The sequence below is a fragment of the Sphingosinicella sp. SM1-17 genome (assembly GCF_056821765.1).
Genome location: NZ_JBPDIO010000001.1, coordinates 1,828,819 through 1,853,243 on the forward strand (window position 1 = coordinate 1,828,819; position 24,425 = coordinate 1,853,243).

The following is a 24,425-nucleotide window of genomic DNA, read 5'->3' on the forward strand; positions in this document are numbered from 1 at the left end:
GGAGGGCGATCTCATCGGCCGAGGATCTCCTCGGCCTCGACAAGGTCGGCATCGCTCATCCGGGAAAGATAGGCTTCGAGGTAGGGCTTGTGTGCGGAGCCGACGAGGACGAGAATCGGACGGCCGGGATGAGGCGCAGAGATTTCGCGGATGTGGGCGGCCATCCGCAGGTTGCGGGTTTCCCAGGAGGCGAGACGTCGGCGATGCATTTCCTGGTGGGTTTGGGCTTCGAGCCTTGAACGCCACTGCGAAGCGGCATCGCTTCGCCCGGCTTCGTCGCTGTTGTGCTCGCGAAAGTTTTGCAAGGCATTGTCCGCGGAGTCGATCGGCGTGAATTCGACGCGTGGATAGCGCGCCCGGGCTGATTCAGCGGCCGGGCTTCTTTCCGCGGCCGCAAAGTCGTCGAGGACGGACAATATGACGTCGGCTTCGCTCTGGTCGTCCATGGCATGGACCCGCTCCAGCCCGAGCCGGACGGCCAGCCTGACACCGATGGCGACGCGTTCATTGGCGCTGGTGGAGAGGCGGTTCAGTCGCTCGGCCAATTCCCCGGTCAGGCCGTCCTCCGGACGCCGTTCCGCCTCGGCAAGGCGCATCCACTGGACGAGGGCGGAATGAGGATCGCCGGACGCGAGGAACAAGGCGGCGAGCCGGCGACGCTGGGACGGAGCGGGATCGGCCGGCCATTGGGCGAGCGCTTCTCGCACGGCGCCTTCTGCGGCGGGCATGTCCAGGCCAACCGAGCTTCGCGCCAGCGCCGCGAGACTGAGTGCCGTGCCACCGAACATCGCCGCCAGATCGGGGTAGATCCTCTCGTAGGCGCTGATGTGGTGAAGGCTTTCTCCTGACAAGGCTTCGATCGCGATTGCTGCCGGAGCGAAGGCCTGGAGCCGGTCCAGCAGGGGATCGAGCCATTCCGGATCGATCTGGTCGGCACTGGAGAGATGGCCGGTTCCGAGAATCAGGAAGCGCGTGGGTTCGCCTTGCAGCCCATTCCGGAAGACGCGCGGATCGAAAGTTTCGGCGGACTGCGCAGCCGCGGCCGGCGGAATTGCCAGACCCGCGGCGGCGGCCAAGACCGCCAGAATCGCGCCGAGCGTCATCCGCTCCTCCCCATTCCAGCCCTATCAGCCAGATGAAGCGTTAATCATCGGCGTTGGCAAGGGAGCAGCGACAGCGTCGACGAGAGATAAGTCGGCGATGGCGCGGCGCCGGAGCGGTGAATGTCCGCTTCTCCCGGCTATTGAGCGGGTGCACACACCCGCTTCCGGCGCTGGCCGGCAGGCGCGGGGCGGGCCGCGCAGGTTGGCCGCCAGTACCGGTTTGCTGGCGCCCGAAGCGCCCGGCGGGAAGTTCTAGATTTGGGAGGCCTTGGCCGCCTGATGCTCGGCGCGAAAGGCTTCGGTGCGGCGGACGCGATCCGCCATGCTGTCCCAGGCCGCCGCTGCGCGAAGGCATCGTTCCCGGACATTCTCGAGCGGAGATCGCTCGGCATCGGCTCGGGCATCGGCCGCTCGCGCGGCGTAGAAATCGTGTTGGGCGGACATGGGCAGTTCCTTCAGCTGTTTGCGGGAAAGGCGGGAGCGTTGCCGCCCCCGCCCATCGAAACGGCTCAGGCCGACTGCAGGTTGACCGCGCTCGTCTTGCCGCGGCGATCGGTTTCCAGCTCGTAGGAAACGCGCTGGTCGCGATCGAGCGTGCCGAGGCCGGACGCCTGAACGGCGCTGATATGGACAAAGGCGTCGTTTCCGCCGGTCTCCGGCTGGATGAAGCCATAGCCCTTGTCGATGTTGAAGAATTTCACGGTTCCGGTGATCATGTCTTTTTCCTTCTTGTGGCGAGCCGCCAATCGGCCCCCCGGTGCTGCGAGAGGCGAGAGAAGGAAGAAGGAGCCGCAAAGCGCCAAAGACCGTTCATTTGCGACTGTAGCCTAGCCTAGGTGAGGCGGGCCGCCTCCGAATACAAGGAGGATCTCGTCCATCGCCCGATCCGAGGCCCTGGACCAGGGGATCTGCAGGTCCTTCCACGGCTTCGGTTTCCCCTCGGGCGGTGCGACGAAAAGCGCGCTGTTCGAACGACTTGTCCCGGGATCGTGAGGGAACGAGGTGACGCGGGGCCAGCGGTCTCGTAAAGCCATTCCATCTTGTCGAATCGATCCGATGATAGCGCGCTGGAACGACTGAGGCCGGTTTTCGAAACCGCGCTGGATGCGGTCGTCGCGATGCGCTCCGACGGCACCGTCGCCGAGTGGAACCGGGTGGCCGAAGAGAGTTTCGGCTGGAGCCGGGAAGAAGCGCTGGGCAAGCTGATGGCCGACCTGATCGTGCCGGAAGCCTATCGATCGGCCCACATCGAGGGGATCGATCGGTTCAACCGGACCGGCGAGGCGCGGGTGATCGGCCAGCGGCTCGAAATCAGCGCGATGGACCGAAGCGGGCGCGAGTTTCCCATCGAGCTTTCGATCACCACAACCTGTTCGGAAGGGGAGACGATCTTCATCGGCTTCCTTCGCGACATTTCCGGCCGCAAGCGGTCGGAAGACCTGCTCGTCCGGCAGGCGCGCGAATCCCAGCTTCTGTTCCACATCGCGCGGTTCGCGGGCGAGACGGAGTCGGTGGAGGAGGTGCTTCGGGAAACGCTTCGGGCGATCTGCGACCTGACCGGCTGGCCGGTCGGCCACGCCCTGACGCCTCCGTCGGCCGCGGAGGAGGATAGACTCGTATCGACCGGGATCTGGCACGGGCGCGACGGAGCGGTGTTCGACCGATTGCGCGCTGCAACCTCGCAGATCATCTTCACCCCGGGCGTGGGCCTTCCCGGCCTCATCCTCCAGTCCGGGGAACCGACCTGGATTTCGGATACGGAGAACGAAGCCGCCTTCGTCCGAAAAGGCCTGGGCTACCGCTCCGCCTTCGGCTTTCCGATCAGGAGCGCTGGCCAGCTGATGGCGGTCCTCGAATTCTTCACGCACGAGGAAACACCGCCCGACACCGAACTGATGCTCGTGGTCAGGACGCTGGGCGAACAGGTGGGACGAGTGTTCGAACGAAGCCGGGCTATCGCCGAGCTCACGGGCCTCAACCAGACTCTGGAACAACGGATCGCCGAGCGGACGCAGGAACTGGAACTGGCCCACGATGCGCTTCGCCAGGCGCAGAAGATGGAGGCGATCGGCCAGCTCACCGGCGGCATCGCCCATGATTTCAACAATCTGCTGACGGTGATCAGGGGCTCGGCCGACCTTCTTCGGCGTCCGGACCTCAGCGAGGAACGGCGCCGCCGCTATGTCGATGCCATTTCCGATACGGCGGACCGGGCCGCCAAGCTGACCGGCCAGCTGCTCGCCTTTGCGCGCCGCCAGGCGCTCAAGCCGGAAATATTCGACGTGTCGGCCCGGATCGCCAGCATTGCCGACATGCTTCGCGCCATTCTCGGTTCGCGGATCGAGCTGGTGGTCGAGCAATATTGCGAGGATTGCTTCGTCGAGGCGGATGCCGCCCAGTTCGAAACCGCGATCGTCAACCTGGTCGTCAATGCGCGCGACGCCATGGCCGGTGAGGGGCGGCTCCACATCTGCGTCGAGCGCGAAGTGGGGGAGGGCGGCGAAAAGATGGTCGCGGTCAGCGTCACCGACAGCGGCCAGGGAATCCCCGAGGCAGACCTTTCGCGGATCTTCGAACCTTTCTTCACCACCAAGGAAGTGGGCCGGGGCACCGGCCTCGGCCTCAGCCAGGTCTATGGCTTCATCAAGCAGTCCGGTGGCGATGTCGACGTGCGCAGCGACCTCGGCCAGGGCACCCGGGTCATCCTGAGATTTCCGAGCGCCTCCGGCGAGCCGATGGCGGAGAGCCCGGCACCCCGATCGAGCGGTCTTCCGGCCGGAGCGCGGATCCTGGTCGTCGAGGACAATCCCGATGTCGGCGCCTTCACCGCTCAACTCCTCGAGGAATTTGGGGTAGAGGCGAGCCTTGCCACCGACGCGGCCGAAGCGATGGAGATACTCGAGCGCGACCCGACGCAATTCGACCTCGTGTTCAGCGACGTCGTCATGCCGGGCACCAACGGCGTCGATTTCGCGAGGCAGGTCCGTGAGCGCTGGCCCGGGCTGCCGGTCGTGCTCACCAGCGGCTATAGCGACGTCATCGCCGCCGAGGGGAGCGCCGGATTTCCGTTGCTCCAGAAACCCTACTCCGCCGATGCTTTGGCCCGGATCCTTCGCTCGGCGATCCGGCGCTGATTTCGGTAGGAACCTGCCCGATCTGGCTGGCTTCCGCATCGCTTGACCTCGGCGCCGCAAAGGCGCAGCGTTGCCGTCCCTGACGAGAAGGGGACCATCATGACGAAGGCCGTGGCCCGCGCGACATGGGTGCTCGCCGCGCTGCTCGCTGCCGGTGGCGCCGGCGCTCAGAAGCCATCGGATGCGCAGCTGCGCGAGCTCGTCGCCGCCCTGGTCGAGCAGGCCCGACTCCAGCTTCCGATGCGCCTGGACGAGGAGCGGACCTGGTCCGGAGTGCGCGCCGAAGGCTCCGACGTCGTCTATGAAATCGCGATCGGCCGCGACCTGAGCCCGGAGGAACTCGGCGCCCGTCGGCGGGTGCAGTCGGCAAGCGACCAGATCGCGATGTGCGCGGACGCCACGATCTCCTACCTTGTGGGCCTCGGCGCGCGCGTGCGGCAAGTCTATACCGATGCCGGCGGTGACCGGTTCGAGGTGCTGATCGATCGCTGCCCGGCCTAGCGGACTCGGCCTTCTATGGAGGTGTCGGCGAGACTCAGCGGAGGCCGCCGTCGCTGACGCCGAACTCCCTCAACGGAATGTCAGGCCGGCATGCGATGAAGGGCGCAGATCTTGTTGCCGGCCGGATCGCGCAGATAGGCGAGGTACAGCTTGCCGAGGCCGCTTTCCCTTATTCCGGGCGGATCCTCGATCGCCGTTCCGCCATTCTCCAGTCCCGCCTTGTGCCACGCATCCGCCTCTTGCGGAGAAGCCGCGGCGAAGCCGATCGTGCTGCCATTGCCGCAGGACGCGGGCTGGCCGTCGATCGGCCGAGTGATGGCGAAGACGCCCTGCCTCGTCATCCAGAAGACCCGTCCCTTCTCGTCCTCCCTTCCGGGTGGAACTCCGAGCACGCCGAGGGTGGCGTCGTAGAATCGCCGGGATGCCTCGATATCGTCTGCCCCGATCATCACGTGGCTGAACATGTCACCTCCCTTTCGGGTGGCGCCAAGGCGGCGCCCCCGCAGCGACATTGAACATCTCGGTGCCAGCGTGCAACGCTGCTCTGCGGACTTCGTTGTGGCCGGCCCTCCCCCCGGGAGAGGAGAGAGAGGGCCGGAGCTCGCAGACGAAACGTTGCTGATCTGTCTATCGTCGAGGTCCGCCGCGCCCCTGATAGCGCTGGCTCCAGGCATCCCGCTGCGCCTGCCATTCGGCGCGCTGAGCCATCCAAGTCTCGCGAACGGCCACCCATTGTTCCGGAGTCATCGTCCGGCGCAATTCGCGCCAGCGATCACGTTCGTTCTGCCAGGTCTGACGGTCCACGTTGAAGTCACGCCGCCAGTCTTCGAGGTCGCGTTCGATCGCGTCGAAATCCCGGTCGCGAAGGCGTGCCATTTCCGCGCGATCGAGCCCCTGCAGTCCCGGAGTCGCGGCGACTTGCCGGGCCCTGTCCAGCCCGGTCGCTCCCTGCCGGTCGCGATAGTCGAGGCCGCTTCGGCCGTTCTGTCCGGCCGTCGCGCGCCGCTCCCGAGCCTCGGTTCGGCGCCGCTCGGCTTCCAGGCGCCGCTGCTCCGCCTGGCCGCGATCCATTCGCCGCTGCTCTTGGCCCATCGATCGACCGAAGTCGCCGCGCGACTGGCCGATATCTCGCCCCATGTCGCCGCGACCCGGCCCCGACATTCCCGACTGGCCGGGCGGAGTCATCGGAGGGCCGCCCTGGCCTCGGCCTTGGGCCGCTGCGAGCGTGGGGATGAGTGCCGCCACGGCCACTCCCAGAATGATCTTACGCATGATACTTCTCCTCAACAGGAGCTGCGTCAACGCCCTGACTTCATGAGAGTTTCGGCTACTCGCCTGCGCTGTCCGCCAAGTCGGGCACGAAGATGCGGTCTCGCCGTTACTGGAGTCCAGGCGAGCCCCCGGGGAGGAACGCGGTCGCTCATCGGGTCGCTTCGCGCGCCCTGGCCAGCATTTCCGGAGTCAGACCGGCCGAGCGGGCGGGGAGCGGCCGGGCACCGCGTTCGCCATTGCGCTCGATATCCTCGATCAGAAGCTTCATCTCCGCAATTTCCCGCACCTGGCTTTCGATGATCGTGTCGGCGAGCCTGCGGACCCGAGGATCGCTGATCCGCGCCTTTCGGGCATTGTTGATGGCGATCGAATGGTGCGGGATCATCGCCTTCATGAAGCGGGTGTCGTCGACCAGCGCCTGGCTTCGGTTGAGGGCCAGGAGCCCGGCCGCGACCAGCAGGCCGCCCGAAAGGACGACGATCTTCGCCAGCTTCGGCCGGTACATCTTCCACATGAAGGCGAGCATCACCGCCGTCATGACTCCGCCCATGATGAGCGCCGAAAGCAGCCGGTTGACGCTGAACATCACATGGCCGGCCGAGTAGACGAGCTGGTACATCAGCAGGAACATGATGACGCTGGACGTGGCGATCATCGCCACGAAGCGACCCCAGCCCATGACCATCGCCTGCCTGCCGTCGCCGTCCATTGCGGAACCTCCTGCTGACCGTCCCGCCGAGTGAACGACGATCAAGAGGGTTGGTTCAGCGGTCCTGAGCCGCGGTGGCGACCGGGCTCAGCCTCGGCCCAGATGACGTCGAAGCGCGGCTTCGTAGCGGTCCAGGTCCGCCTGGTTCACGTGCAGGTGGGGGGAAAGGCGGAGCCACGTCCCGCGCCGGCTGACATGGACTCCGTCCACAGCCAGGCGCTCGACCAGGTCGGCCGGCGCATCAGGGGGCAAGTCGAAGCCCAATATGTGCGGGGCCTGCAACTTCGCTGTCCTTCGGGTGAGCCCCGCTTCGGCGCTCCGCTCGGTCAGCGCTTCGGTGAGCAGCTGGAGCCGCTCGGCAATGTCGGGCACCTGCCATTCGTTCAACTGCTCGAGCGCCGCCACCATTTGGGCAACCGTCGTGAAATTGCTTTTTTCGCCGACGTCGAAGCGGCGGGCGCCGGGTTGATAGCTGTCCTTGTAGGGGACGAGCTCGGCAAAGCGGTCGGCGCCGGCCCGGCCCGCCCAATTCTCCTCGAGCGGCCGCCCGCCATGGTGGCGCGGGGCGACGTACATCAGGCCGGAGCCATAAGGGCAAAGCAGCCATTTATAGCCGGCCGCGATCGCAAAATCGGGATCGATCGTGGCAAGGTCGACCGGGACCGCTCCCCAGGACTGGGTGAGATCGAGCACCAGCGCCGTCCCCTGCGACCGGCAGGCCTCGCCGATCCTGACAAGATCGAGCGCGCTTCCGTCCGTCCAGAAGCAATGCGGAAGCGAGGCGATCCGCACTCGGGGGGCGAGTTCGGCCAGTATTGCCGAGGTCCAGTCTCCGTCATCCGGCCGCTGCACCCGGACGAGGCTTCCGCCCCTTTCCCTCGCCAGCCTGTCCCAGGCGTAGAAGTTGGACGGATATTCGCCCTCCAGCAGAAGGACGCTGTCGCCGCGGGCGAAGGGCAGGCTTCCGGCCGCGGTCGCGATCCCGTAGCTCGCGGCCGGGATCAAGGCGATGCAGTCGGCCGGCGCGCCGACCAGCTGGCCGAACAGCCGTCGCACGCGCTCGACATTGCCGAAAAAGTCGCCGGCAAGGATCTCCCACGGGCGCGAGCGCCAGTCGATCGCCGCCTTTCCCGCCTCGGCCACCCTTCGCAGCTGAGGCGCGAGATAGGAGCAGTTGAGATAGCAGACCTCGTCCGGAACCTGGAAGGCGGCCCTTTGCGCTTCTCGAAGAGTCATCGCCGAGCGGTCTCCCTCAGGCTTGACCTTGGCGGCATGTGGAGGTGGTTCATCACCACCGAAACGCGCTGCTCCGGACTTTGCACCGAAACGGAGCGAATTTTGCCCTTCCGACCCATTGGGCCCGGTGGAACGATGCGACGGTCCGCGGCTATTGGCCCAGCCCTGGACTGTGCCGGTCCGCCGGCCATTTCAGGCGGCCTGGCTTCGGCGATCGAGCACTTGGTAATGGACCGCCCGCTCGTCGAAGCGGGACAGGACCGCTCGCGCAGCGGCGGGGACGTGCGAAACCTCCACATCCTCGCCGACAAAGGCCTTGATCGAGTCGAGATCGTCGAACCACATGATGGTCGAAAATTCGATCTCTTCGCCGAGCGGCCGGCGCATGATGTCGATGTGCCGGAAGCCGGAAATCCGCCGGGCCTCAATTCCTGGGACGATGGTGCCCTTGAGCAGCCTTTCATAGGCTTCGGCATTTTCAGGCATGGTCCACCCGCGCCAGACCCTGCAGATCATCGCCTTCTCCTTTTCATCGCTTCCGGTGTCGCCGGCCTTGCCTGCGAGCCCATAGCCGATGCGGCGAACAGGCGGAACGACAGGCTGGTCCGGAAAGGGCGATGTCGTCCATCGAAGCCGAGAACGCGTTGGTCGAGGAATCGACGCGCGGGCCGGAGCCGCCCACTAGGCGTAGTTTCATGGCCGAAACGAATCGAAACCGGGCTGTTCGCGTCTGCCTGATGGCCCTCGCCGCGGGCCTCGCCGCACCCTTGCCTTCGATCGCAGCGCCGACAATGCCATTGGCGACGGGGGAGCCGGCGCCTGGAGTGGCGGTGGAGCGTAGCCGCTATCGCGGGTTCGAATCGGTCCATGTACGCGACACGGCCGGCCTCGTGGCCGAACATCGCCTCGTTCCGCTTCGCGTTCCCGACTTCCGGAATGGTGTGATCGAGGGTCGGATGGCCGGGATGCCGGCCGAAGGCGCGTCCGCCGGAGCTCGGGGCTTCGTCGGAATCGCCTTTCGAGTCCAGTCCCAGCCGCTGCGATACGAAGCCTTCTATCTTCGTCCCACCAATGCGCGCTCGCAGGACCAGCTGCGCCGGAACCGCGCCATTCAATATGTATCGGAACCCGACTTCCCCTGGGAAAGACTTCGGCGCGACTCCCCCGGCGTCTATGAAAGCTACAGCGACATGGCGCCGGGCGAGTGGATCCCGTTCCGGATCGAGATTCGCGGCGAGCAAGCGCGGCTGTTCCTGAACGGCGCCGACCAGCCGGCCCTGGTCGTCAACGACCTGAAGCTGGGCGCCGACGCGTCGGGCGGAGTCGCCTTGTGGATCGGCCCGGAAACGGAAGCCCGATTTGCGGACATCAGCGTTCGTGGCGATTGAACGATCGTTCGCGCCGCTACGGCAGTGGCGAAAATCCGGCGCTCGCCGAATGGGCCCGGCATTCAAGGATGAGGAACCCGAAAAAGGCCGCGAAGACGCAGCGGCCTGGCTGGAGCGATACAATGCTGCGGGACTATCGGACCGGGACCGATTCCTGCTTCTGGCCGATCGCTTCGCCGCCGCAGGAGAAGACGCCGTCGTTCGGCCGCCCTTCTTCTGCGAGCACGGGTACAACATCTCGCTGGGTAGAGGGGCCTTTCTCAACTTCAACTGCGTGGTTGTCGACGTGAAAGCCGTCACGATCGGCGAACTCACGGCGATCGGCCCGGGCGTCCAGATCCTCGCATCCGACCATAGGAGGGTCCCGGACCTTCGAGGAAGACAGGTTCGATTCGCACGCCCAGTGACGATCGGAGCGAACGTCTGGATCGGCGCTGGTGTGATCATCCTGCCCGGCGTGACGATCGGCGACGACGCGATCGTCGGCGCCGGAAGCGTCGTCGCCCGCGACGTGCCGGCCGGCGCCGCCTTCATGGGCATTCCCGGACGAGTCCGCTAGCCCCTGCCCAGCCGGACGGGCCGCCGGATCGGCCTGGCCCCTACATCCGCAAGGCGCCCCCGGGCAGTGACCGGCCGCTATATCAGCGGCGTCATCGAGGCCGACGGCAACTTCGCGGAGTTCAGAGTCACCGGCGGCTGACGCCGTTCGGGGCGGGCGTGGTGGTGCTTCGCCCGCATCCCGAGCTTTCCTCTCGTTGCCGACCGATCAGTGGGCCTCGGCGGGACCGTGCTTGTGTCCGCCGCCGGACGAGTGCTGATCGCCGCCCGACGAGCCCCAGCTCCTTTCGAGTTCGGAATAGCGTTCGGGCGTCATTCCTTCCAAGCGATCGACGAAGACGGTGATATCTCTGATCGTTCCATCGGACTCGCTGTCGCCGAAGGCGGGCATTCCGGTCATCTTGATCCCGTTCTTGACGATCCAGAAGATCTGCGCCGGAGTCCAATCGGCGGCCGCCTCCGACAGCGGCGGAGGCTGGGGAGTCATTCCGCGAGTCCATTCGTGCGGCTGGACCCCGGGAGCGCCGTGGCAGTGGACGCAATATTCCCGATATTCGCGAAAGCCGGAGCGGAGGTCGGCCGAACGAACGAGTTGCGCCGAGGCTTCGTCATCGCCGGCGCGCGCCTTGACCGACTGCTCCATCAGGCTTCCCAGCAGCCAGCGGACCGACCCCGAATGTCCCGTACTGGCGGCGACGTTATAGGCCCCGGTCCAGATGAAAGCGAGGCCGATTGCCGCCAGCAGCACGAGCGCGGCGAAGAAGCCGAAGAAAAAGCGCACGAGAGGCTCAACGTGTCAGGCGGGGGATTTCTCCGAGCCCGTTCCAGTGGTCCTTCCCGTCAGGGCTTTCCGACGCATGGCCCCGTGGATGGCTGGCGATTTCGCGAACGGCGGGTGTCTGTCGGAAGTCCAATATCCCTCAAGTTGCCGATCAGGAAATGCGGACGCTCCCCATCCAACTAGCCGAGGTCCATTCGCAAACGCGCTTCGGCCAGCGCCGTGTCCATATATTCGCGAAGCTCGACCATCTTGCCGTCGCGCATCCGGATCACGAAGCAATAGCTGTTGTTATAGTCTTCGCCGCGGACCGTCTTCACCTCGCCGCGCGCGAGGACGACGACTCGGTCATCCTCGGCGATGATCTCTTCGGCGAAGTTGCGATATTCGGTGGCGAAGTTGGCGAACAAGGCCGGCACGAGTTCGTTTCGAACCGCGGCCTTGCCCTCGAAGCGGCGCGACAAAGCGGAGCTTCCTTCGATGATCCAGGTGAAGTCCTCGGCCATGGTCGCGAGGAAGGCGCTCGCGTCCGCCTCGGCGAGGCCCTCGAACGCCTCCCTGATGATCCGCTTGTTGGCTGCCGATTCATTGACCATGAGCTATCCTCACAGCAATCAAGGAGGTCAGCAAGGCGAAGGTGGCGGCCATCGCGGCGATGATCGTCCAGTAGAGCCAGGGGTCCAGCTTCCGCTCCAGCCTGAGCTTTCCGATTCCGGTTTCGCCGGCCTGGAGTCCGCGAACCAGCCAAAAGCCGATCGTCGTGGCGGCAAAGACATGGAGCAGCGTTCCGAGAACAAGAGTCGCCCCGCTGCCGGCGAGAAGAAGCGCCAGGAACAAGGCCGGGAACAGGCAAGCGGCGGCGGCGACGGCGAACCAATATTCGACGGGCTGTCTTGCCCGTTCGTACCTGTGCCCTTCGAGCGCAATCCTGCCCGTCCCGAGCGCCCGCACCGCCAGCGCGAGGGAGAGCAGGGCGGTGATCCCGGCGAATGACATCATCACCGTGTCGAACGACATGGCAGTCATATTAGCACGACTTCGGATGGGCCTGAAGGGCGCCGCGCCTTGTGGGTTCAGCCTGGTAATGGCCCGAGCCGCGTTCCAGCCATCGCCGAAGCGGCGGCCGCTCCCGTAGCCGGAAGGGCCGCCGGATCGGCCTGACCCCTACATCCGCAAGGTCGCCCGGGCGTAGAAGAAGCGGCCGGGAAGATCGTAGGTGGTCGGATCGATATTGTTGAGGCCGCAGGTGAAGCAGGGCGGCGGATCGGCACCGAGCAGATTGTTGACTCCGATCGCGAAGCCGAAGCCGTCGTCGAGGTTCCAGCGCAGCTGAAGGTCGGTGTAGAAGATCGAGTCCATCCGGTTGCCGTCGGCCTCGTCGACGCCGCTGATATAGCGGCCGGTCACCGACGCCCCGAACTGACCCAGGGACCAGTCGAGGATGGCGGTCGACTTGTATTTGGGAAAGGCCTGGTCCGGGCTCCCCTGTTCCGTGCCCTCGCGCTCGATCACCGTGAAGCCCTCGGTGGCGGGGACCGTCACCGTGTAGTTGAACAGGAAGCTGTTGGTCCAGAACAGGGAGAAGGTGCCGATGTCGCTCGCCGGGCTCCGATAGTTGAGAGTGACGTCGACTCCGTCCGTCTCGATGCTGGCGATGTTGCGAAGGAAGCCGCTGATCTGCCCCACCTGTCCCGAGGCGGTCCGGGTGATCGCCCCGCAGCTCAGCGGATCGGCGGTGAGGGCGCAGCGGCCGAGCAGCACCTCGGCGTCGATCGCCTGGATCGCGCCGTCGACCCGGATGTCGAAATAATTGGCTTCGATCGACAAACGCGGCGCGAAGGACGGACGCCAGACGGCGCCGAACACCCAGCTTTCCGAGGTTTCGGGCTCGAGATTTTCATTGCCTCCGGTGAGGACGGAAATCTGCGGGTTGAGCTGGGTATAGCTGCCATCGGCGGGAACGCCCTGGGCGATGCAGTTCTGCCTCACCGTCGACGAATTGTTGAAGTTCTGGGGCGCGGTGCTGCCCTGGGAGCAGGGATCGTCCACTTCCTGGTCGAAGCGCGAGGGCGTTCCGAACAGTTCGCCGATCGACGGCGCCCGGAATCCTTCCGCCCAGCTTCCCCGGAACAGCAGCCCCTGGATCGGCTCCCAGTTCGCCCCGGCGCTGAACGTCGTCGTCGACCCCGATGTCGAATAATCGGAATAGCGGGCGGCGCCGGTCACTTCGAGCCGGTGGAAGAAGGGCCGGTCGGCGAGCAACGGAAGGCGAAGTTCGGCATAGGCCTCGTCGACATTGTAGCCGCCGCGCGTCGGAAGCGCGGGGATGTCCGACCCGAGTCCGGCGGCGACGATCGGATCCGGATCGAAGCGGCCGCTCTGGTCGCGATGCTCGACTCCGAGAGCGATGGCGGCGGTTCCGCCGGGCAGCTCGAACAGTCCGCCGCTGACATTGGCGGAGATGTCCCAGAGCCGTTGCTCGCTGCTGTCGCGCTGAATGAAGCTTACGTAGTTCAGCATCGCCTCGGTGATCGACCCCTCGCCGCCGAAGATGTTGAACGGAACGCAGGCACCGGTGCAGTCCGCGACGGGGCCGAGAGCGCGGGCCAGGTTCTGGGCGTTGATATTGCCGAACACGGTCTGCTGCGCGTCGTTGCGGCCCCAGACGCCGTTCACGTCCCAGTACCAGTCATGACCGAGAAGCTGGAACGATCCGTCGACGGTCCCGGAGAGGTAATAGGTGTCGACCCGCTGGTCGTAGCGGCGCGGGCCGTTCTCGACGACGCGCCGGCCGATGAAATTGTAGCTTCCCGGCCCGAGCGTCTGCCCGAACGGATTGAACGGGTTGGTGGCGTCGATCACGATCGTGTCGAGCAGGTTGCCGTTGCCGGCGTCCGGACCGACGAACAGGGGCAAAGGCGCGGCCTGGTTGCGCGAATTGCGACGGTTGTAGATGCCGCGCAGGGTCACGGTCAGGACGTCGGAAAGCTCGTGGGTGAGGGTGGCGAAGCCGCCATAGCGCTCGAGCGGGATCTGCTGGAGATTGTAGGGGGCGAAGTTGAACCGGTCGGGCGTCGTGAAGGCCCGGAAGTCGCTGGCCGGATCGGTCGGATTGGCCGGGTTGAAGACCGGCCGACGGCCGATCACCGGGCCGCGGAGCGTGAGATCGTTGTCGAGAACGATGAACCGGCCGAGCGGCGTTCCCGAGCTGCACGACGCGTCGCAGGCGGTTGCTCCGGGCGTTGGGAATTGGGAAAGTTCGCGGTCTCCGGCACTCACTTCCTCCTGCCGGACATAATTGCCGCCGATGACGATCCGGGTACGATCGTCATTGCCGCCGGTGCCCCAGCTCAGCTGGTAATTCTGGCTGAAGCCGTCGCCTTCGTCGAAGATGCCGAGCTGAGCCGAAGCGCGGAACCCGTCCTGCCGGGTCCGGCTGATGATGTTGACCACGCCGGCGATCGCGTCCGACCCGTAGATCGCCGAGGCTCCGGCCTGGAGCACTTCGACCCGCTCGATCATGTTTTCGGGGATTGCGTTGAGATCGACCGATCCCGGCACGCCGCTCGCGGAGGCGGCGTTGACGAAGCGAAGGCCGTTGAGAAGGACGAGCGTCCGGCGGGAGCCGAGATAGCGAAGGTCCACCTCCGCCGCTCCGGCCCCGACCCCGCCGCCGTCCGGCGGGTTGCCGAAATTGCCGCTATTGTTGAACCGGCTGTTGAGAGCGCCGCCGGACCCGGGAAGCCGCTGGAGGATCTCGGCCGTCGAGGTGAGGCCGGTCCGGTCCAGATCCTCGCGATCGACGAAGACGACGGGCTGGTCCTGATCGAGCGGATCGCGCCGGATGCGCGAACCGGTGATGAGAATCGACTGGTCGTCCTGGCCCCTGCTCTGCTCGGCGGGGAGCTCGTCGGGCTGGCTGGTGCTCGGCTGGGCATGAGCGGCAGAGCCGAGGCCGATCGTGGCTGCGGCGACGGCGAAGGTGGCAGTACCGGTCCGGAGGAGGCGAACGATGCTCATCATCTGGGTTCCCCTTATGTCACGACGCCTCCGCGACAGGCCGCGGGGAAGCGTCCGTCACGAACCTAATCCGCAGCACCGGAATTGCGGAAGCCGAACCCGCAAGGCGCGGGCGATTGTTGAGATGGCGTGGCAGATTTGTGACAGCGGCTAATCGGCGGGGAGGACAGATTGGTCGCGATAACCCGCAGGGGCCGGGGCAAGCTCATGCTGATAGCCCTCAGCAACCGTGCAGAGGCACTCGAAAGGCCACATTTCGTCAGCTGGCTATCCCAACATGGATCCTCGACCGGGTACAGGGACTGGAAGTCCGCGGCCAGGCACGCTTCGAGAGCATCAGAAGGAGATTCCGGCTTTGGACCACCGGCTTCAAGGGCTGCCTTTACCAACGCCGGGCAAGAAGGCGGCATGACCTTCCAGGGCCCCGCCGCTTCGGATCAGGCCCACTCTCGCAGCGGATTTCGCCGAGCGCCGCAGTTCGGGCATCGGCGCGTCGGTCGGCGGCCCTTCGCTAATCACCACCTCGCGTGGTGGTGATGCGCAGGGACGGCGCAGCTGTCAGTCAGGAGCGGACCATGCCGCGGCCGGTACGGCGGCTGTCGGGCGGCGGGCCGACTCGGTCGGTCCGAAACGACCCTTCTTCCTCGCCAGCCAGATCGCGGCCAGGCCGACGGCACCGCATATGATCAGGGCCGGGAGGGAGGCCTCGGGGCCGAAGGCTCCGCCGGTCAGCCATTGCGGATGGCCGGGCAGAGCGGTGCTGGACGCGAACGAGGCACCCATGCTCTGGCCCGAAACGGTCGCGCCGAACACAAAGCCCTGGGTGAAGTTCCACGCCGCATGGACGCCGATCGACATCCACAGCCGACCGGTCAGAGCGTAGAAGGCGCCGAGCATCAGTCCGGCCTCGATCGCGATGCAGACGGCAGCGAACAGGCTTCCTTCGGCGTTGCCGACATGACTGAGCCCGAACAGGGCCGCCGAGCCGATGAAGGCGATCGCGGCACCGAAGCCACGCCACAGCAATCTGAGGATGACGCCGCGAACGATCACCTCCTCGACGATGCCGGCCTCGATCGCCGCGCCGGCTGCCTTCCAGACGGGTTGCGGCCCGTTGATCGTCAGCTGGTAGAGCTCGCTGCCGACCAGAATGGCCATGACCCCGCCCATGACCAGCGCGCCGAGGACGAGCCCGATCGCGAGCTCGGCCGGCGCGGGCCTGAGCGCCAGCTCGTTCACGGGGCGGCGTTCGACTAGGCGAGCGAGCAAGACATAAAGGCACAGGACGATGACGGCGCCGGCGCTGCGCGCCGCGAAGCGCAGCGGCAAGTCGTCGACCGGGACCAAGGCGGTCCAGGTCCTGCCGATCACGCCCAGCGAGACGATCAGCAAGGCGGCCAGCACGGCCATCCAGGCAAGGCTCCGCAACCAGAGCAGTTTCCCCGGCTTCACCACCCCGTCGCAGCCGAGCTGGATGGGACCGCTTTCCCAAAGCTTGATCAATTCATGTTCCTCTTGGCTGATTGTTGTGCCCGCGCTTCGTCGATCCGGGCGTCGAAACTCTTTCTCTCCAACGCCTCGATTGCGGCGCCGAGCAGGGCGGGAAGTGGCATCGGCAGGTCGTCGTCGAGGCTCCTGGCGGCGCTCGCGGTCGCGGCCCAGGCGCGCTGCAGCTGCGCCACCATCGCCCGGCCCCGGCTGCTCAGCTGAAGCAGTTTCTTGCGACCGTCGCTGGACCGAACCGTTTCCACCAGGTCATCCTTGATCATCAGAGCGACGGTCTGGGTTGCGGCGGGCTGGGTGATTCCGGCTCTCCGGGCGACCTCGCCAAGCGTCAGCGGCGCCTCGCTCATCAGGCAACGCATCACCGGTGTGTAGCGCGGGCGGTAAGTCAGGCCGAGCTTCGCGTAGCTCCGCTCGACCGCGCCATCGAGCAGGTCTAGCAAGTGGCGAAGCTGGGTCCCGAGAGTGCGTTGCATAAGCCTTTATATAAAGACTTATGAGAATTGCAAATCGGCCGCGGCACTTGCCGGGAAGGGGATGGAGGCATCCGAACTCGGATGGAGTGACTCACCTGCCGATGCGAGCGAAAGAAGGCTCGAGATGCTGTGCGCACACCTCAAGCGTATCCTCCGCCTTGCCGGCTCCGACCTGCAAGGGCTCGCAAGGTGCGTGGTCGAACCGCCTGGTGCCGGGCGCGCCGCCGCGCCGAACGCAATCGCGATCTGCGCTTCGGCTCTTTCTAGCCCTCCAGCCATTCGCCCGCCCGAGCGGAGCTCAGCCGGTCCAGGCGGGTGTCACGAAGGAACGAAAGCGCTTGGAGGCACGGCGAGCCGTTTTCCCCCTGCTCCCTCCGGGATGAGTACAATTCTTTTGGGGTGACTTGTCCTTTGGGGACACCCTAGCGTCCGGCGACGGAGGCCACGGGATAAGGAACAATGGAAGGCTTGCACGCGCTGACCGAGAAGGAGAAGCAGACGCTTCGACTGCTCCTTGGGGGGCACGACGCCAAGTCCATGGCGCGGCACCTCGGCCTGTCCGTTCACACGATCAACGAGCGCCTGCGTGAGGCCCGTCGGAAGCTGGCCGTTTCGAGCAGCAAGGAAGCCGCACGGATCCTGAGCAAAGCCGAAGGCGCGACCCCCGAAATTTTCGGGGACAAGCGAATCGGGGATGCGGCAACCGATCCGGCCGAGCAGCAGTCCGATGAGCCCAGGGCACGATCGACTGCGAAGCCTCGCAATCCCTGGGCGATTGGAGGACTTGCCATGTTTTCAGTCTCAGTTGCGATGATGGTCGTGATGGGAGCGCCCGAAACGACACCGAGTAGCGCCCAGCCACAAGAACCAGTGGCCGGGGCGTCGTCCGTCGCCGACTCCACGGTCGCGCAGGCGGCGCGGCAGTGGCTGGCGCTGGTCGATTCCAGCAATTGGAATGCGAGCTGGGCGGCCACTGCGCAAAGCTTCCAATCCCTGAACAGCGTCGAAGCCTGGCGGTCGGCATCCGACGATGCGCGGGTGCCGCTCGGGCGCGCTTTGTCCCGTCGCCTCGTGAGCGAAGAACGCATCCCGGCGCCGCCGCACGGCTACCAGCTGGTCCGCTTCCAGACCCGGTTCGAACATGGCGGTGAAGCCACCGAAACCCTGTCGCTCACGCGCGAGGGCGGGGCCTGGAAGGTGGCAGGCTATCTCATCGACCGATGAACGAGCCTCGGGGGGACCGCGACTGCCCGTCGCGGTCCTGACCAGCGCTGCTTCTGTCTGTGTCTGCTAGACAGGGGCGACTCTCCTGCTTTCCGCTCTGCCGAGCGGAGCTCGGCTGCACCAGACGAGCGGCCATTGCCGGCGGGGCTGGCCAGCCCCAGAGGAGCCAATTACGGGCGGCGCATGAACCCTTCGCCGCCAGCCGGATCCGCCCGAAGGGCCACGCTCATCGGTGCCCTGGCAGTGGTGATGTGGGGCATGCTCGCCGCCTTGACGGTTTCGCTGCGCGCCGTGCCGCCGTTCCAGCTTCTCGCCATGGCGTTCGGGATCGCGTTCGTCGCGGGAAGCGCCTGGCTCCTCGTCACGGGCGGGCCGAACCGGCTCCGGATCTTCGCCCAGCCGATCGCCTTCTGGCTGCTCGCGACGACGGGGCTGTTTGCCTATCATGCGCTCTATTTCGTCGCGCTTCGCCTCGCGCCGGCGGCCGAGGCCAATCTGATCAACTATCTCTGGCCGCTGCTGATCGTCCTCCTGTCGGCGCTGGTTCCCGGCGGCGACAGGCTTCGCGCCGCACAATTGGTCGGCGCGGCGATGGGGCTTGGCGCCACGGTCGTGCTGATCGGCGCCGGGGGGCGGCTCGGCGCCGCATCCGGAAGTCTCGGCGGCTATCTCGCCGCCTTTGCCTGTGCGTTGGTCTGGTCGTCTTATTCCGTGCTCAACCGGCGCTTTGCCAGCGTCCCGACGGAGGCGATCATCGGCGTGTGCGGCGTGGTGGCGCTGCTAGGCGCCCTGACCCACTTGCTGTTCGAGGCATCCACGGTCCCGCCAGTGGGGCGCGATTGGCTCCTTCTGCTGGCGATCGGCGTGGGGCCGCTCGGGCTTGCCTTTCTCGCCTGGGACCATGGCACGAAACATGGCGAATTGCCGGTGCTCGGCACGCTCGCTTACGGCGCGCCGGTCATCTCCACCCTGCTGCTGGTCCTGCTCGGCCTTGCGGAGCCGACGCTTCAGCTCGCCCTCGCCTGCGGACTGGTCGTCGGCGGAGCGTGGATCGCGACCCGGAGGAGAATGCCGGCCTAGCGCAGGCTTTCCACCGCTGGCCTGCTTTGCGGGCGTCTAGTTCCAGTGTTCGCTTTCGACCCTTTGCGGACCTGAGCCCGTGCCTTGGCGGGCCCTATCCAAGCGGTCCGTTGAAGCCCCAATGGGTGAAGGTTTCTGTGTGCGGGTCATACTCAGCTCCGAAAAACACAGGGCCGCCGTCGCAAACATCTGTTGGTCCCGCCAGCAACGGACTCGGATGTCCCGGGATGTCGCGGATTGGACCGAAGTTACCGTACATGTATCGGCGACCTTGGCGGACTATCCCGACATATTCTCGCCAAAAGCCAGCCGGAAACCTGGTCAACTGTTCCCTCTCCGCGGGCAACATCCAGCTGACCCTGCGGGTCTGGTGAGATAGCTCCGTCGCCACCCGATCTTCAAACTCCCTCACATCGGCGGCCGTCGGTTGCCATGTGCTTTCGCCCTTTGCCGGGGCTCCTCGTGAGCACTGATTGAGCATTTGCTCTACGTTGGACCCGGCTACAATCTCCACCCCCTCGGGAAGATCAGGTGAGCTGCTGCAACCCAAAAGAGCGAGCATTGCAGATGGCCAACCAATCGCCTGGAGAAGTCGCATTCTCACAATGGGCTACAGTAGCGAGTGTCAGCTTTCCACCCGTTTCGAACACTCGTTCGAGAGTCCGCTTTCGACCCATTGCGGACATTCGAAATGGGGAGCATGAAATCCTTTGTGAGTGCCCGTGGGATCCTGATTGTCTTGCTGATCACAGTGCTGCTGATTGTGATCATGTTCTACAGCGGCATGTTCATGCATGGCGACCCGATCGAGTAGAATCCGCCTTCCACCCATTGCGGAAATAGAGATTTCGTTCGAGACTGCCTTTCAAGCCATATCGGCAAGGAAGGTTGGGATGAGCGTTGATTTCTATGTTGCATTGCCAGCCGGCGATTGGCCCACAGCTGCGCAAGTTCAGCAATGTCTCGTTGAGCAAGGATTTCCAATAGCGGTTCAGCGCTGGCCATCTCCCGATCCTGTCCGAGTACAGACTGACGGCGCACTGGTTATGCTGGATGGCACGCCGGCGTATCTGGAAGGGGAGATCTTCTCCAGCACGGTCGCGCCGCAGGACATTGCCGCACTCAATGAGCGCCTGACCGCAATTGGCAGTCCTCGGATTGGGACTGGAGAAGCTGTGATCTCAATTCGCGTACGGTCACCCTCCGAGATGCGGGCTGCAAGCTACCTCATCGCGAGTTTAGTGATCTGCTTCGATGGGTTCGGTTTTGAGCCGCAGGGAAATACGAGCGGTCGAACCGAGTTCGCCAACGCCCTTCTCGCCGGAGCTGATGCGCTGAAGGAGGTTCGCTAATGATAGGCGAACGTCCGCTTCCACCTATTGCGGACGCTGGGACGAGAGTCCGCTTCCGAACCCATTGCGGACATTCAGTTCGGCGAAGCTGCTGTGATATCCTTCGCCCAGTGCTGGCGTTCACCAATTGGTAGAGGCGGTCGCGTATCGTTGTCGCGATGCTGCCACCCTTCGCCTTCACCGGGTATCGGCTGCGTGCGCCTGATGAAGGCGCGGGCGCTTTCCGATGACGTCTCCGGAAGACCGGGAGGAATTCGCCGCCGGGCTGGACCGGCGGCGCCAGGCGGCGGAGGGGCTTGAGCAGGACCTCCTGACCGAAGTGCCGCTGCTCTATGGATCGCCCGGCCCCTTGGAACCTCATTGGGATCCCGGAGTCGTTCTGGCACGGATCCACCAGGATGAGTTGCTTCGGCGACACGGCGGCGGCTTATCCCCGTCTCCGAAGAAGCGATCCGACGCCTCGCTTCCCTATGAGCGCGCGACCATGGTCCTCGCCTTGGTGCTTTTCGTGCTGCTCTACCGCTTGGGTTGACGGATCAGCGCGGACCGGGGCCGATTTCCGCCTTCGAGCAAGGCGAACATGCTCGCCTAGTGACAACCGACGGCTTCTCCTCCAAGTTTGGCTTCGGAGAGCCCGCAGCCCCACAGCTTGGCGGGGTGCTGCTCCGGCAGATGAAATGGTCGGCATGACTAATCCGTGGGCGCGCGACCGGGCGAGTCTCTTCTACCTCGGCTTTGCGCTCGTCGGCCTGCTGGTAGTGGCCCTTGGTTTCGGCTTCACCTACGTGGCGCCCATGGTCCGGCGCACCTTTTCGGCGCCGTGGTTCGTCCATCTCCATGGCGCGACGGCGCTGGGCTGGACCTTGCTGCTGATCGCCCAGGCACAGCTGGTGAGAAGTCGTCGAACACCGAGGCACCGCCGCCTCGGGCAGGTTGCGCTGCCACTTGCGCTCGCCGTCTGGGCAAGCGGCATCGCGACGGCCGTCTGGGCGGCCGAGAGGGACCTTCCGGAACAGGAATCGGCTGCCACGTCGAGCCTGGCAGGAACGTTCAGCGGTCTCAGCCTCTACTTGCTGCTCGTCGTCGCGGCCGTTGCGACCCGCCGCCGGCCGGATTGGCACAAGCGGCTCGTCATGCTTGCGACCATCCAGCTGCTGTGGCCGGCATTCTTCCGATTGCGTCACTACCTGCCGGCGATCCCGGACCCTGACATCTGGTTCGCGCTGGTGCTCGCCTATCTGCCGGTTCTGGTCGCGGCCGTTCGCGATCAGCGGCGCTGCGGGCATGTCCACCCGGTATGGCTGTTCGTCGCCCCTGCGCTGATCCTCGAGCAGAGCGCGGAATTCGCGTTCTTCGATCAGGGCCCGATGCGTCACTTCGGGCAGTGGCTGTACGCCCTCCTGACCTAGCCCGGTGCCCCCAGGTCGAGGTGCGAGATGTCCGTTTTCCGACGGGTCGGACATCGGGGGAGCGGTTCGATCCATTGCGGACTATCACGTCCAACCTCTATCATGGGGTATGGACCAGAACCGTGTCACTTCTAGCAGAGGCGGATGCCCGCGTTGTGGGAAGACGATCCCCTTCGCCCGAGCGGCACTGCGTCGAGGCCGGCCCTTCAAATGCGTCGGGTGCGGGAGCATGCTGGTCGTGCCGAAAGCTGCCACGACGCTTGCCATAGCGGTTTTCGCCCTGCTCTCGTTATTGTCCCAACGCATACCCTTTGCGGTCATCGCAGCACTGATCGTAGCCGGCATGGTCCTGGAATGGCTGCTGACAAGGGTGCGGCTCGCCGAGGACCCAATCCCCACCACCTAAGGAAGTCCGCTAGCGATTGCGGATCGAAGGTCATGGTGCGAGAACCCTCAGCATGATTGGCTTTGGTAGCGCCCTGATTGCTCTTGTCGCTGGCGCCTGGCTGGCCAACGGCGCCTTCGAAAGCGTGCAACCGATTACGCCAGATATGGCGCTTGAGCGCGCGGGAGATTGCGGATTGGGACCAGCGACCATCAGACATGAAGATGAGCTGCAGTCAGACATTCTGTCGGTGCCGAACGCAGCCTCGGTGACGGACAGCCAGCTAAGCTGTCTCGATGTCGCGACGGGGTTCGGCATCTTCGTTGAACTGCCGCCCAGTCTTCAGCCCCGATTTGATGCCGTTAGGGAAGCAAGGGCTTTGGCGATGATGAGGGCTGAAGCGCGCGAATGGCTTTCAGACCGCGGGCTCCTGGACCAGGTTCCAGACTACCTTCCAGGATCGACCGACAAAGTAGCGTTCGTACGGCAGGTCGAGCATCTATGTGGCCGACGGGCGACGGGCGCCTTTCAATCGCAATATGGCCCTCGCGCGCTCAGTCCCGATTGGATCGGGAATCTCCGGTTGGAGGCAGAAGAGGACATGGAGGCAATGTCCTGTGTACTGAACGTTGCAACGGTTGCTGGGTTTGAGGTTCGCTTCATCGGCAATGAGGCATTCCGCGATTAGCCAAGGTCTGCTCCAGCTTTTGCGCATCTAGCCAAGGGTCCGCTTCCGACCCATTGCGGACATTTGAGAGCTTTGGCAGAATCCGGTCTCAGGGGCTCGATATGGCTTACAGCGATTCAATCGGGGACAGTGCTCCACTGCTTAAGAGCACGGTCACAGGCGTGGCCGACTTTTCAGGCCGCTCTCGTCGAACGGAAGTGATCCATTATGGGATTGCCAGTGTGCTCGTCGGATTAGTGCTCCATGTTACAGTGAGCACGTTCGCGCCGTTTGAGACGACGCTGCTGTTCGGGAACGCTCTTCAGCTCTTGTTGCTGGTCCCCGTGTTTGCCCTCTTCGTCAGGCGGATCCACGAAGGCAGGTCAGGTTGGTGGGGTCTGCTCTTACCGATGTCTTTGTTACTAAGCATCCCGCGCGTGGTGACCGAGCTTCGCGGCGACGTGGCTGAAATCATCGCGCAGAAGACCACCCCACTGAATCTGGCGGCGGGGCTCTGTGCACTTGCCGTGTTCGTCCTGTGCCTGCTGCCGGGGACCCAAGGAGCAAACCGCTACGGTCCAGACCCGCGTCTCGAAGAGGTCTAACGTCCGCTATCCACCCAAAGCGGACATCGCGCGATCTAGTGGAACAGGTCCCTCAACCACTGTATCCGCTGTCGCGCTTCCATCTCGGCAGTCTCTGCAGAATCCTATACTCCGGCGTCGATCGGAGCCGCGCAGCCAATCTCAGTCTGAATGACACTCGATCGCCTCCGCGAAGGTTTGCCAATCCTGGACCCTTCTGCGTAGGCGGGCGCGATGGAACTCACCGTCGAGATCATCGGCTTCCTGATCGCCGTCGCCTTTGTCGCGGGGGCCATCGACGCGATTGCGGGTGGTGGGGGTCTGCTGACCGTTCCGGCTCTGTTGGCCGTCGGGGCGTCGCCCGCAGCCGCCATCGGAACGAACAAGCTGCAGAGCACCTTCGGCGTCGGGACGGCGGTGATCACCTTTGCCCGAAGGGGGCGGATCGACCTGCGAAGGTTCGCTGGCCCCGGCCTTGCCGCCTTCTTCGGCTCGGTCGCGGGAGCCTTCGTCCTGACCCGCGTCGACCCGGCGATCCTTTCCGGGCTGATACCGCTCCTGCTCGTCGCGATGGCGATCTATTATGCCCTGAAGCCCAATCTCGGCGACGACGACCGTCACGTTCGGGCTCGTCCAATCCTGTTGCTGGCATTTGCAGCGGCGATCGGATTCTATGACGGCTTTTTCGGCCCCGGCGCCGGCTCCTTCTATACCACCGCACTAATCGCCATGTTCGGGCTGGGCACCATCAACGCCATTGCGCACACGAAGCTGCTGAACTTCTCCAGCAACCTCGCCAGCCTCATCGTGTTGCTGGCCGCCGGGGAGGTTCTGCTGGTGGCGGGATTGTGCATGGCGGCGGCAAGCATGGCGGGGGCCTTTCTGGGGGCCCACAGCACCCTGCGTTTCGGGACCAAGGCCGTCAGGCCGCTGCTGATCATCATGTGCCTGGCCCTCACCGCCAAGTTGCTCGCCGATCCTTCCAACCCTCTCACTGCCGCTGTCCTCGACTGGCTGAGCTAGGTAGGTCCGCGTCGGCGGTTGAT

27 protein-coding genes are annotated in these 24,425 nt (G+C 65.1%); 13 read left to right on the forward strand and 14 right to left on the reverse strand.

The window, feature by feature from the left end; translation table 11 throughout:
- Positions 1-11 precede the first annotated feature (11 nt).
- The 3 genes from ACRYLT_RS09080 to ACRYLT_RS09090 form a co-directional block, all read right to left on the reverse strand.
- A complete protein-coding gene (locus ACRYLT_RS09080) occupies positions 12-1,103 on the reverse strand; it encodes a DUF5694 domain-containing protein (RefSeq protein ID WP_482663765.1) in 1,092 nt (363 codons plus the stop codon).
- A gap of 252 nt (positions 1,104-1,355) precedes the next feature.
- Entirely contained in the window at positions 1,356-1,547 is a 192-nt protein-coding gene (locus tag ACRYLT_RS09085) for a hypothetical protein (RefSeq protein ID WP_482663766.1), read from the reverse strand.
- A 65-nt stretch (positions 1,548-1,612) separates the two neighbouring features.
- On the reverse strand, positions 1,613-1,819 hold the full coding sequence (locus ACRYLT_RS09090; RefSeq protein WP_482663767.1) for a cold-shock protein: 207 nt from the start codon (positions 1,817-1,819) through the stop codon (positions 1,613-1,615).
- A gap of 324 nt (positions 1,820-2,143) precedes the next feature.
- Between ACRYLT_RS09090 and ACRYLT_RS09095 the strand changes: the two genes are divergently transcribed.
- Together ACRYLT_RS09095 and ACRYLT_RS09100 are read left to right on the forward strand one after the other, a co-directional pair.
- On the forward strand, positions 2,144-4,237 hold the full coding sequence (locus ACRYLT_RS09095) for an ATP-binding protein (protein WP_482663768.1): 2,094 nt from the start codon (positions 2,144-2,146) through the stop codon (positions 4,235-4,237).
- 99 nt (positions 4,238-4,336) lie between these two features.
- Complete coding sequence (locus tag ACRYLT_RS09100) at positions 4,337-4,738, forward strand: hypothetical protein (RefSeq protein WP_482663769.1); 402 nt, start codon at positions 4,337-4,339, stop codon at positions 4,736-4,738.
- 80 nt (positions 4,739-4,818) lie between these two features.
- On the opposite strand, the gene ACRYLT_RS09105 is transcribed toward ACRYLT_RS09100, so the two are convergent.
- From ACRYLT_RS09105 to ACRYLT_RS09125, 5 genes are all read right to left on the reverse strand, one after another.
- Entirely contained in the window at positions 4,819-5,202 is a 384-nt protein-coding gene (locus ACRYLT_RS09105; protein WP_482663770.1) for a VOC family protein, read from the reverse strand.
- Between the two features lie 163 nt (positions 5,203-5,365).
- Complete coding sequence (locus ACRYLT_RS09110; RefSeq protein ID WP_482663771.1) at positions 5,366-6,010, reverse strand: hypothetical protein; 645 nt, start codon at positions 6,008-6,010, stop codon at positions 5,366-5,368.
- Positions 6,011-6,158: 148 nt separating this feature from the next.
- Positions 6,159-6,719, reverse strand: a complete 561-nt coding sequence (locus tag ACRYLT_RS09115; RefSeq protein ID WP_482663772.1) for a DUF305 domain-containing protein — start codon at positions 6,717-6,719, stop codon at positions 6,159-6,161.
- A gap of 87 nt (positions 6,720-6,806) precedes the next feature.
- Positions 6,807-7,955, reverse strand: coding sequence for an aminotransferase class V-fold PLP-dependent enzyme (locus ACRYLT_RS09120; RefSeq protein WP_482663773.1), 1,149 nt, complete (start codon positions 7,953-7,955; stop codon positions 6,807-6,809).
- Positions 7,956-8,147: 192 nt separating this feature from the next.
- Positions 8,148-8,471 carry a hypothetical protein gene (locus ACRYLT_RS09125; RefSeq protein WP_482663774.1) on the reverse strand — a complete coding sequence of 108 codons (324 nt, stop codon included), beginning with the start codon at positions 8,469-8,471 and terminating at the stop codon, positions 8,148-8,150.
- A gap of 179 nt (positions 8,472-8,650) precedes the next feature.
- Between ACRYLT_RS09125 and ACRYLT_RS09130 the strand changes: the two genes are divergently transcribed.
- Both ACRYLT_RS09130 and ACRYLT_RS09135 read left to right on the forward strand, forming a co-directional pair.
- Positions 8,651-9,343, forward strand: a complete 693-nt coding sequence (locus ACRYLT_RS09130) for a hypothetical protein (protein ID WP_482663775.1) — start codon at positions 8,651-8,653, stop codon at positions 9,341-9,343.
- Positions 9,344-9,392: 49 nt separating this feature from the next.
- On the forward strand, positions 9,393-9,902 hold the full coding sequence (locus tag ACRYLT_RS09135) for a sugar O-acetyltransferase (protein WP_482663776.1): 510 nt from the start codon (positions 9,393-9,395) through the stop codon (positions 9,900-9,902).
- A 207-nt stretch (positions 9,903-10,109) separates the two neighbouring features.
- Here ACRYLT_RS09135 and ACRYLT_RS09140 read toward each other — a convergent pair whose 3' ends face one another.
- From ACRYLT_RS09140 to ACRYLT_RS09165, 6 genes are all read right to left on the reverse strand, one after another.
- On the reverse strand, positions 10,110-10,682 hold the full coding sequence (locus tag ACRYLT_RS09140; RefSeq protein WP_482663777.1) for a c-type cytochrome: 573 nt from the start codon (positions 10,680-10,682) through the stop codon (positions 10,110-10,112).
- A 179-nt stretch (positions 10,683-10,861) separates the two neighbouring features.
- The gene (locus ACRYLT_RS09145; RefSeq protein ID WP_482663778.1) at positions 10,862-11,275 is read right to left on the reverse strand and encodes a nuclear transport factor 2 family protein; all 414 of its coding nucleotides are present in this window, start codon (positions 11,273-11,275) and stop codon (positions 10,862-10,864) included.
- Positions 11,265-11,705 (reverse strand): hypothetical protein, encoded by a 441-nt coding sequence (locus tag ACRYLT_RS09150; RefSeq protein WP_482663779.1) that lies wholly within the window; start codon positions 11,703-11,705, stop codon positions 11,265-11,267. The genes ACRYLT_RS09145 and ACRYLT_RS09150 overlap by 11 nt, the downstream gene beginning before the upstream one ends.
- A 138-nt stretch (positions 11,706-11,843) precedes the next feature.
- A complete protein-coding gene (locus ACRYLT_RS09155) occupies positions 11,844-14,702 on the reverse strand; it encodes a TonB-dependent receptor domain-containing protein (protein ID WP_482663780.1) in 2,859 nt (952 codons plus the stop codon).
- Between the two features lie 555 nt (positions 14,703-15,257).
- A complete protein-coding gene (locus tag ACRYLT_RS09160; protein WP_482663781.1) occupies positions 15,258-16,202 on the reverse strand; it encodes a CPBP family intramembrane glutamic endopeptidase in 945 nt (314 codons plus the stop codon).
- Complete coding sequence (locus ACRYLT_RS09165) at positions 16,199-16,678, reverse strand: MarR family winged helix-turn-helix transcriptional regulator (RefSeq protein WP_482663782.1); 480 nt, start codon at positions 16,676-16,678, stop codon at positions 16,199-16,201. Before ACRYLT_RS09165 ends, ACRYLT_RS09160 begins: the two co-directional genes overlap by 4 nt.
- A 459-nt stretch (positions 16,679-17,137) precedes the next feature.
- Here ACRYLT_RS09165 and ACRYLT_RS09170 point away from each other — a divergent pair, with 459 nt between their 5' ends.
- From ACRYLT_RS09170 to ACRYLT_RS09210, 9 genes are all read left to right on the forward strand, one after another.
- Entirely contained in the window at positions 17,138-17,902 is a 765-nt protein-coding gene (locus tag ACRYLT_RS09170) for a helix-turn-helix domain-containing protein (RefSeq protein ID WP_482663783.1), read from the forward strand.
- Positions 17,903-18,085: 183 nt separating this feature from the next.
- The gene (gene yddG, locus ACRYLT_RS09175) at positions 18,086-18,982 is read left to right on the forward strand and encodes an aromatic amino acid exporter YddG (RefSeq protein ID WP_482663784.1); all 897 of its coding nucleotides are present in this window, start codon (positions 18,086-18,088) and stop codon (positions 18,980-18,982) included.
- 893 nt (positions 18,983-19,875) lie between these two features.
- The gene (locus ACRYLT_RS09180) at positions 19,876-20,334 is read left to right on the forward strand and encodes a hypothetical protein (protein ID WP_482663785.1); all 459 of its coding nucleotides are present in this window, start codon (positions 19,876-19,878) and stop codon (positions 20,332-20,334) included.
- A 226-nt stretch (positions 20,335-20,560) separates the two neighbouring features.
- On the forward strand, positions 20,561-20,866 hold the full coding sequence (locus ACRYLT_RS09185) for a hypothetical protein (protein ID WP_482663786.1): 306 nt from the start codon (positions 20,561-20,563) through the stop codon (positions 20,864-20,866).
- A 145-nt stretch (positions 20,867-21,011) separates the two neighbouring features.
- Entirely contained in the window at positions 21,012-21,743 is a 732-nt protein-coding gene (locus tag ACRYLT_RS09190; protein WP_482663787.1) for a hypothetical protein, read from the forward strand.
- 238 nt (positions 21,744-21,981) lie between these two features.
- Positions 21,982-22,149 carry a hypothetical protein gene (locus ACRYLT_RS09195; protein WP_482663788.1) on the forward strand — a complete coding sequence of 56 codons (168 nt, stop codon included), beginning with the start codon at positions 21,982-21,984 and terminating at the stop codon, positions 22,147-22,149.
- 52 nt (positions 22,150-22,201) lie between these two features.
- The gene (locus ACRYLT_RS09200; RefSeq protein ID WP_482663789.1) at positions 22,202-22,816 is read left to right on the forward strand and encodes a hypothetical protein; all 615 of its coding nucleotides are present in this window, start codon (positions 22,202-22,204) and stop codon (positions 22,814-22,816) included.
- A gap of 101 nt (positions 22,817-22,917) precedes the next feature.
- Positions 22,918-23,400: a DUF805 domain-containing protein gene (locus ACRYLT_RS09205; protein WP_482663790.1), complete on the forward strand. Its 483-nt coding sequence runs from the start codon at positions 22,918-22,920 to the stop codon at positions 23,398-23,400.
- Positions 23,401-23,613: 213 nt separating this feature from the next.
- On the forward strand, positions 23,614-24,402 hold the full coding sequence (locus ACRYLT_RS09210; protein WP_482663791.1) for a TSUP family transporter: 789 nt from the start codon (positions 23,614-23,616) through the stop codon (positions 24,400-24,402).
- Positions 24,403-24,425 lie beyond the last annotated feature (23 nt).

Excerpts from the sequence above, each read along its gene's own strand:
- ACRYLT_RS09085 (WP_482663766.1), bottom strand. The coding sequence starts at position 1,547 with ATGTCCGCCCAACACGATTTCTACGCCGCGCGAGCGGCCGATGCCCGA.
- ACRYLT_RS09105 (WP_482663770.1), bottom strand. The coding sequence starts at position 5,202 with ATGTTCAGCCACGTGATGATCGGGGCAGACGATATCGAGGCATCCCGG.
- ACRYLT_RS09090 (WP_482663767.1), bottom strand. The coding sequence starts at position 1,819 with ATGATCACCGGAACCGTGAAATTCTTCAACATCGACAAGGGCTATGGC.
- ACRYLT_RS09080 (WP_482663765.1), bottom strand. The coding sequence starts at position 1,103 with ATGACGCTCGGCGCGATTCTGGCGGTCTTGGCCGCCGCCGCGGGTCTG.
- ACRYLT_RS09130 (WP_482663775.1), top strand. The coding sequence starts at position 8,651 with ATGGCCGAAACGAATCGAAACCGGGCTGTTCGCGTCTGCCTGATGGCC.
- ACRYLT_RS09200 (WP_482663789.1), top strand. The coding sequence starts at position 22,202 with ATGATTGGCTTTGGTAGCGCCCTGATTGCTCTTGTCGCTGGCGCCTGG.
- ACRYLT_RS09155 (WP_482663780.1), bottom strand. The coding sequence starts at position 14,702 with ATGATGAGCATCGTTCGCCTCCTCCGGACCGGTACTGCCACCTTCGCC.
- ACRYLT_RS09180 (WP_482663785.1), top strand. The coding sequence starts at position 19,876 with ATGAGCGTTGATTTCTATGTTGCATTGCCAGCCGGCGATTGGCCCACA.
- ACRYLT_RS09145 (WP_482663778.1), bottom strand. The coding sequence starts at position 11,275 with ATGGTCAATGAATCGGCAGCCAACAAGCGGATCATCAGGGAGGCGTTC.
- ACRYLT_RS09185 (WP_482663786.1), top strand. The coding sequence starts at position 20,561 with ATGACGTCTCCGGAAGACCGGGAGGAATTCGCCGCCGGGCTGGACCGG.
- ACRYLT_RS09120 (WP_482663773.1), bottom strand. The coding sequence starts at position 7,955 with ATGACTCTTCGAGAAGCGCAAAGGGCCGCCTTCCAGGTTCCGGACGAG.
- ACRYLT_RS09190 (WP_482663787.1), top strand. The coding sequence starts at position 21,012 with ATGGTCGGCATGACTAATCCGTGGGCGCGCGACCGGGCGAGTCTCTTC.
- ACRYLT_RS09165 (WP_482663782.1), bottom strand. The coding sequence starts at position 16,678 with ATGCAACGCACTCTCGGGACCCAGCTTCGCCACTTGCTAGACCTGCTC.
- ACRYLT_RS09110 (WP_482663771.1), bottom strand. The coding sequence starts at position 6,010 with ATGCGTAAGATCATTCTGGGAGTGGCCGTGGCGGCACTCATCCCCACG.
- ACRYLT_RS09205 (WP_482663790.1), top strand. The coding sequence starts at position 22,918 with ATGGCTTACAGCGATTCAATCGGGGACAGTGCTCCACTGCTTAAGAGC.
- ACRYLT_RS09210 (WP_482663791.1), top strand. The coding sequence starts at position 23,614 with ATGGAACTCACCGTCGAGATCATCGGCTTCCTGATCGCCGTCGCCTTT.
- ACRYLT_RS09150 (WP_482663779.1), bottom strand. The coding sequence starts at position 11,705 with ATGACTGCCATGTCGTTCGACACGGTGATGATGTCATTCGCCGGGATC.
- ACRYLT_RS09170 (WP_482663783.1), top strand. The coding sequence starts at position 17,138 with ATGGAAGGCTTGCACGCGCTGACCGAGAAGGAGAAGCAGACGCTTCGA.
- yddG (WP_482663784.1), top strand. The coding sequence starts at position 18,086 with ATGAACCCTTCGCCGCCAGCCGGATCCGCCCGAAGGGCCACGCTCATC.
- ACRYLT_RS09125 (WP_482663774.1), bottom strand. The coding sequence starts at position 8,471 with ATGATCTGCAGGGTCTGGCGCGGGTGGACCATGCCTGAAAATGCCGAA.
- ACRYLT_RS09115 (WP_482663772.1), bottom strand. The coding sequence starts at position 6,719 with ATGGACGGCGACGGCAGGCAGGCGATGGTCATGGGCTGGGGTCGCTTC.
- ACRYLT_RS09100 (WP_482663769.1), top strand. The coding sequence starts at position 4,337 with ATGACGAAGGCCGTGGCCCGCGCGACATGGGTGCTCGCCGCGCTGCTC.
- ACRYLT_RS09135 (WP_482663776.1), top strand. The coding sequence starts at position 9,393 with ATGGGCCCGGCATTCAAGGATGAGGAACCCGAAAAAGGCCGCGAAGAC.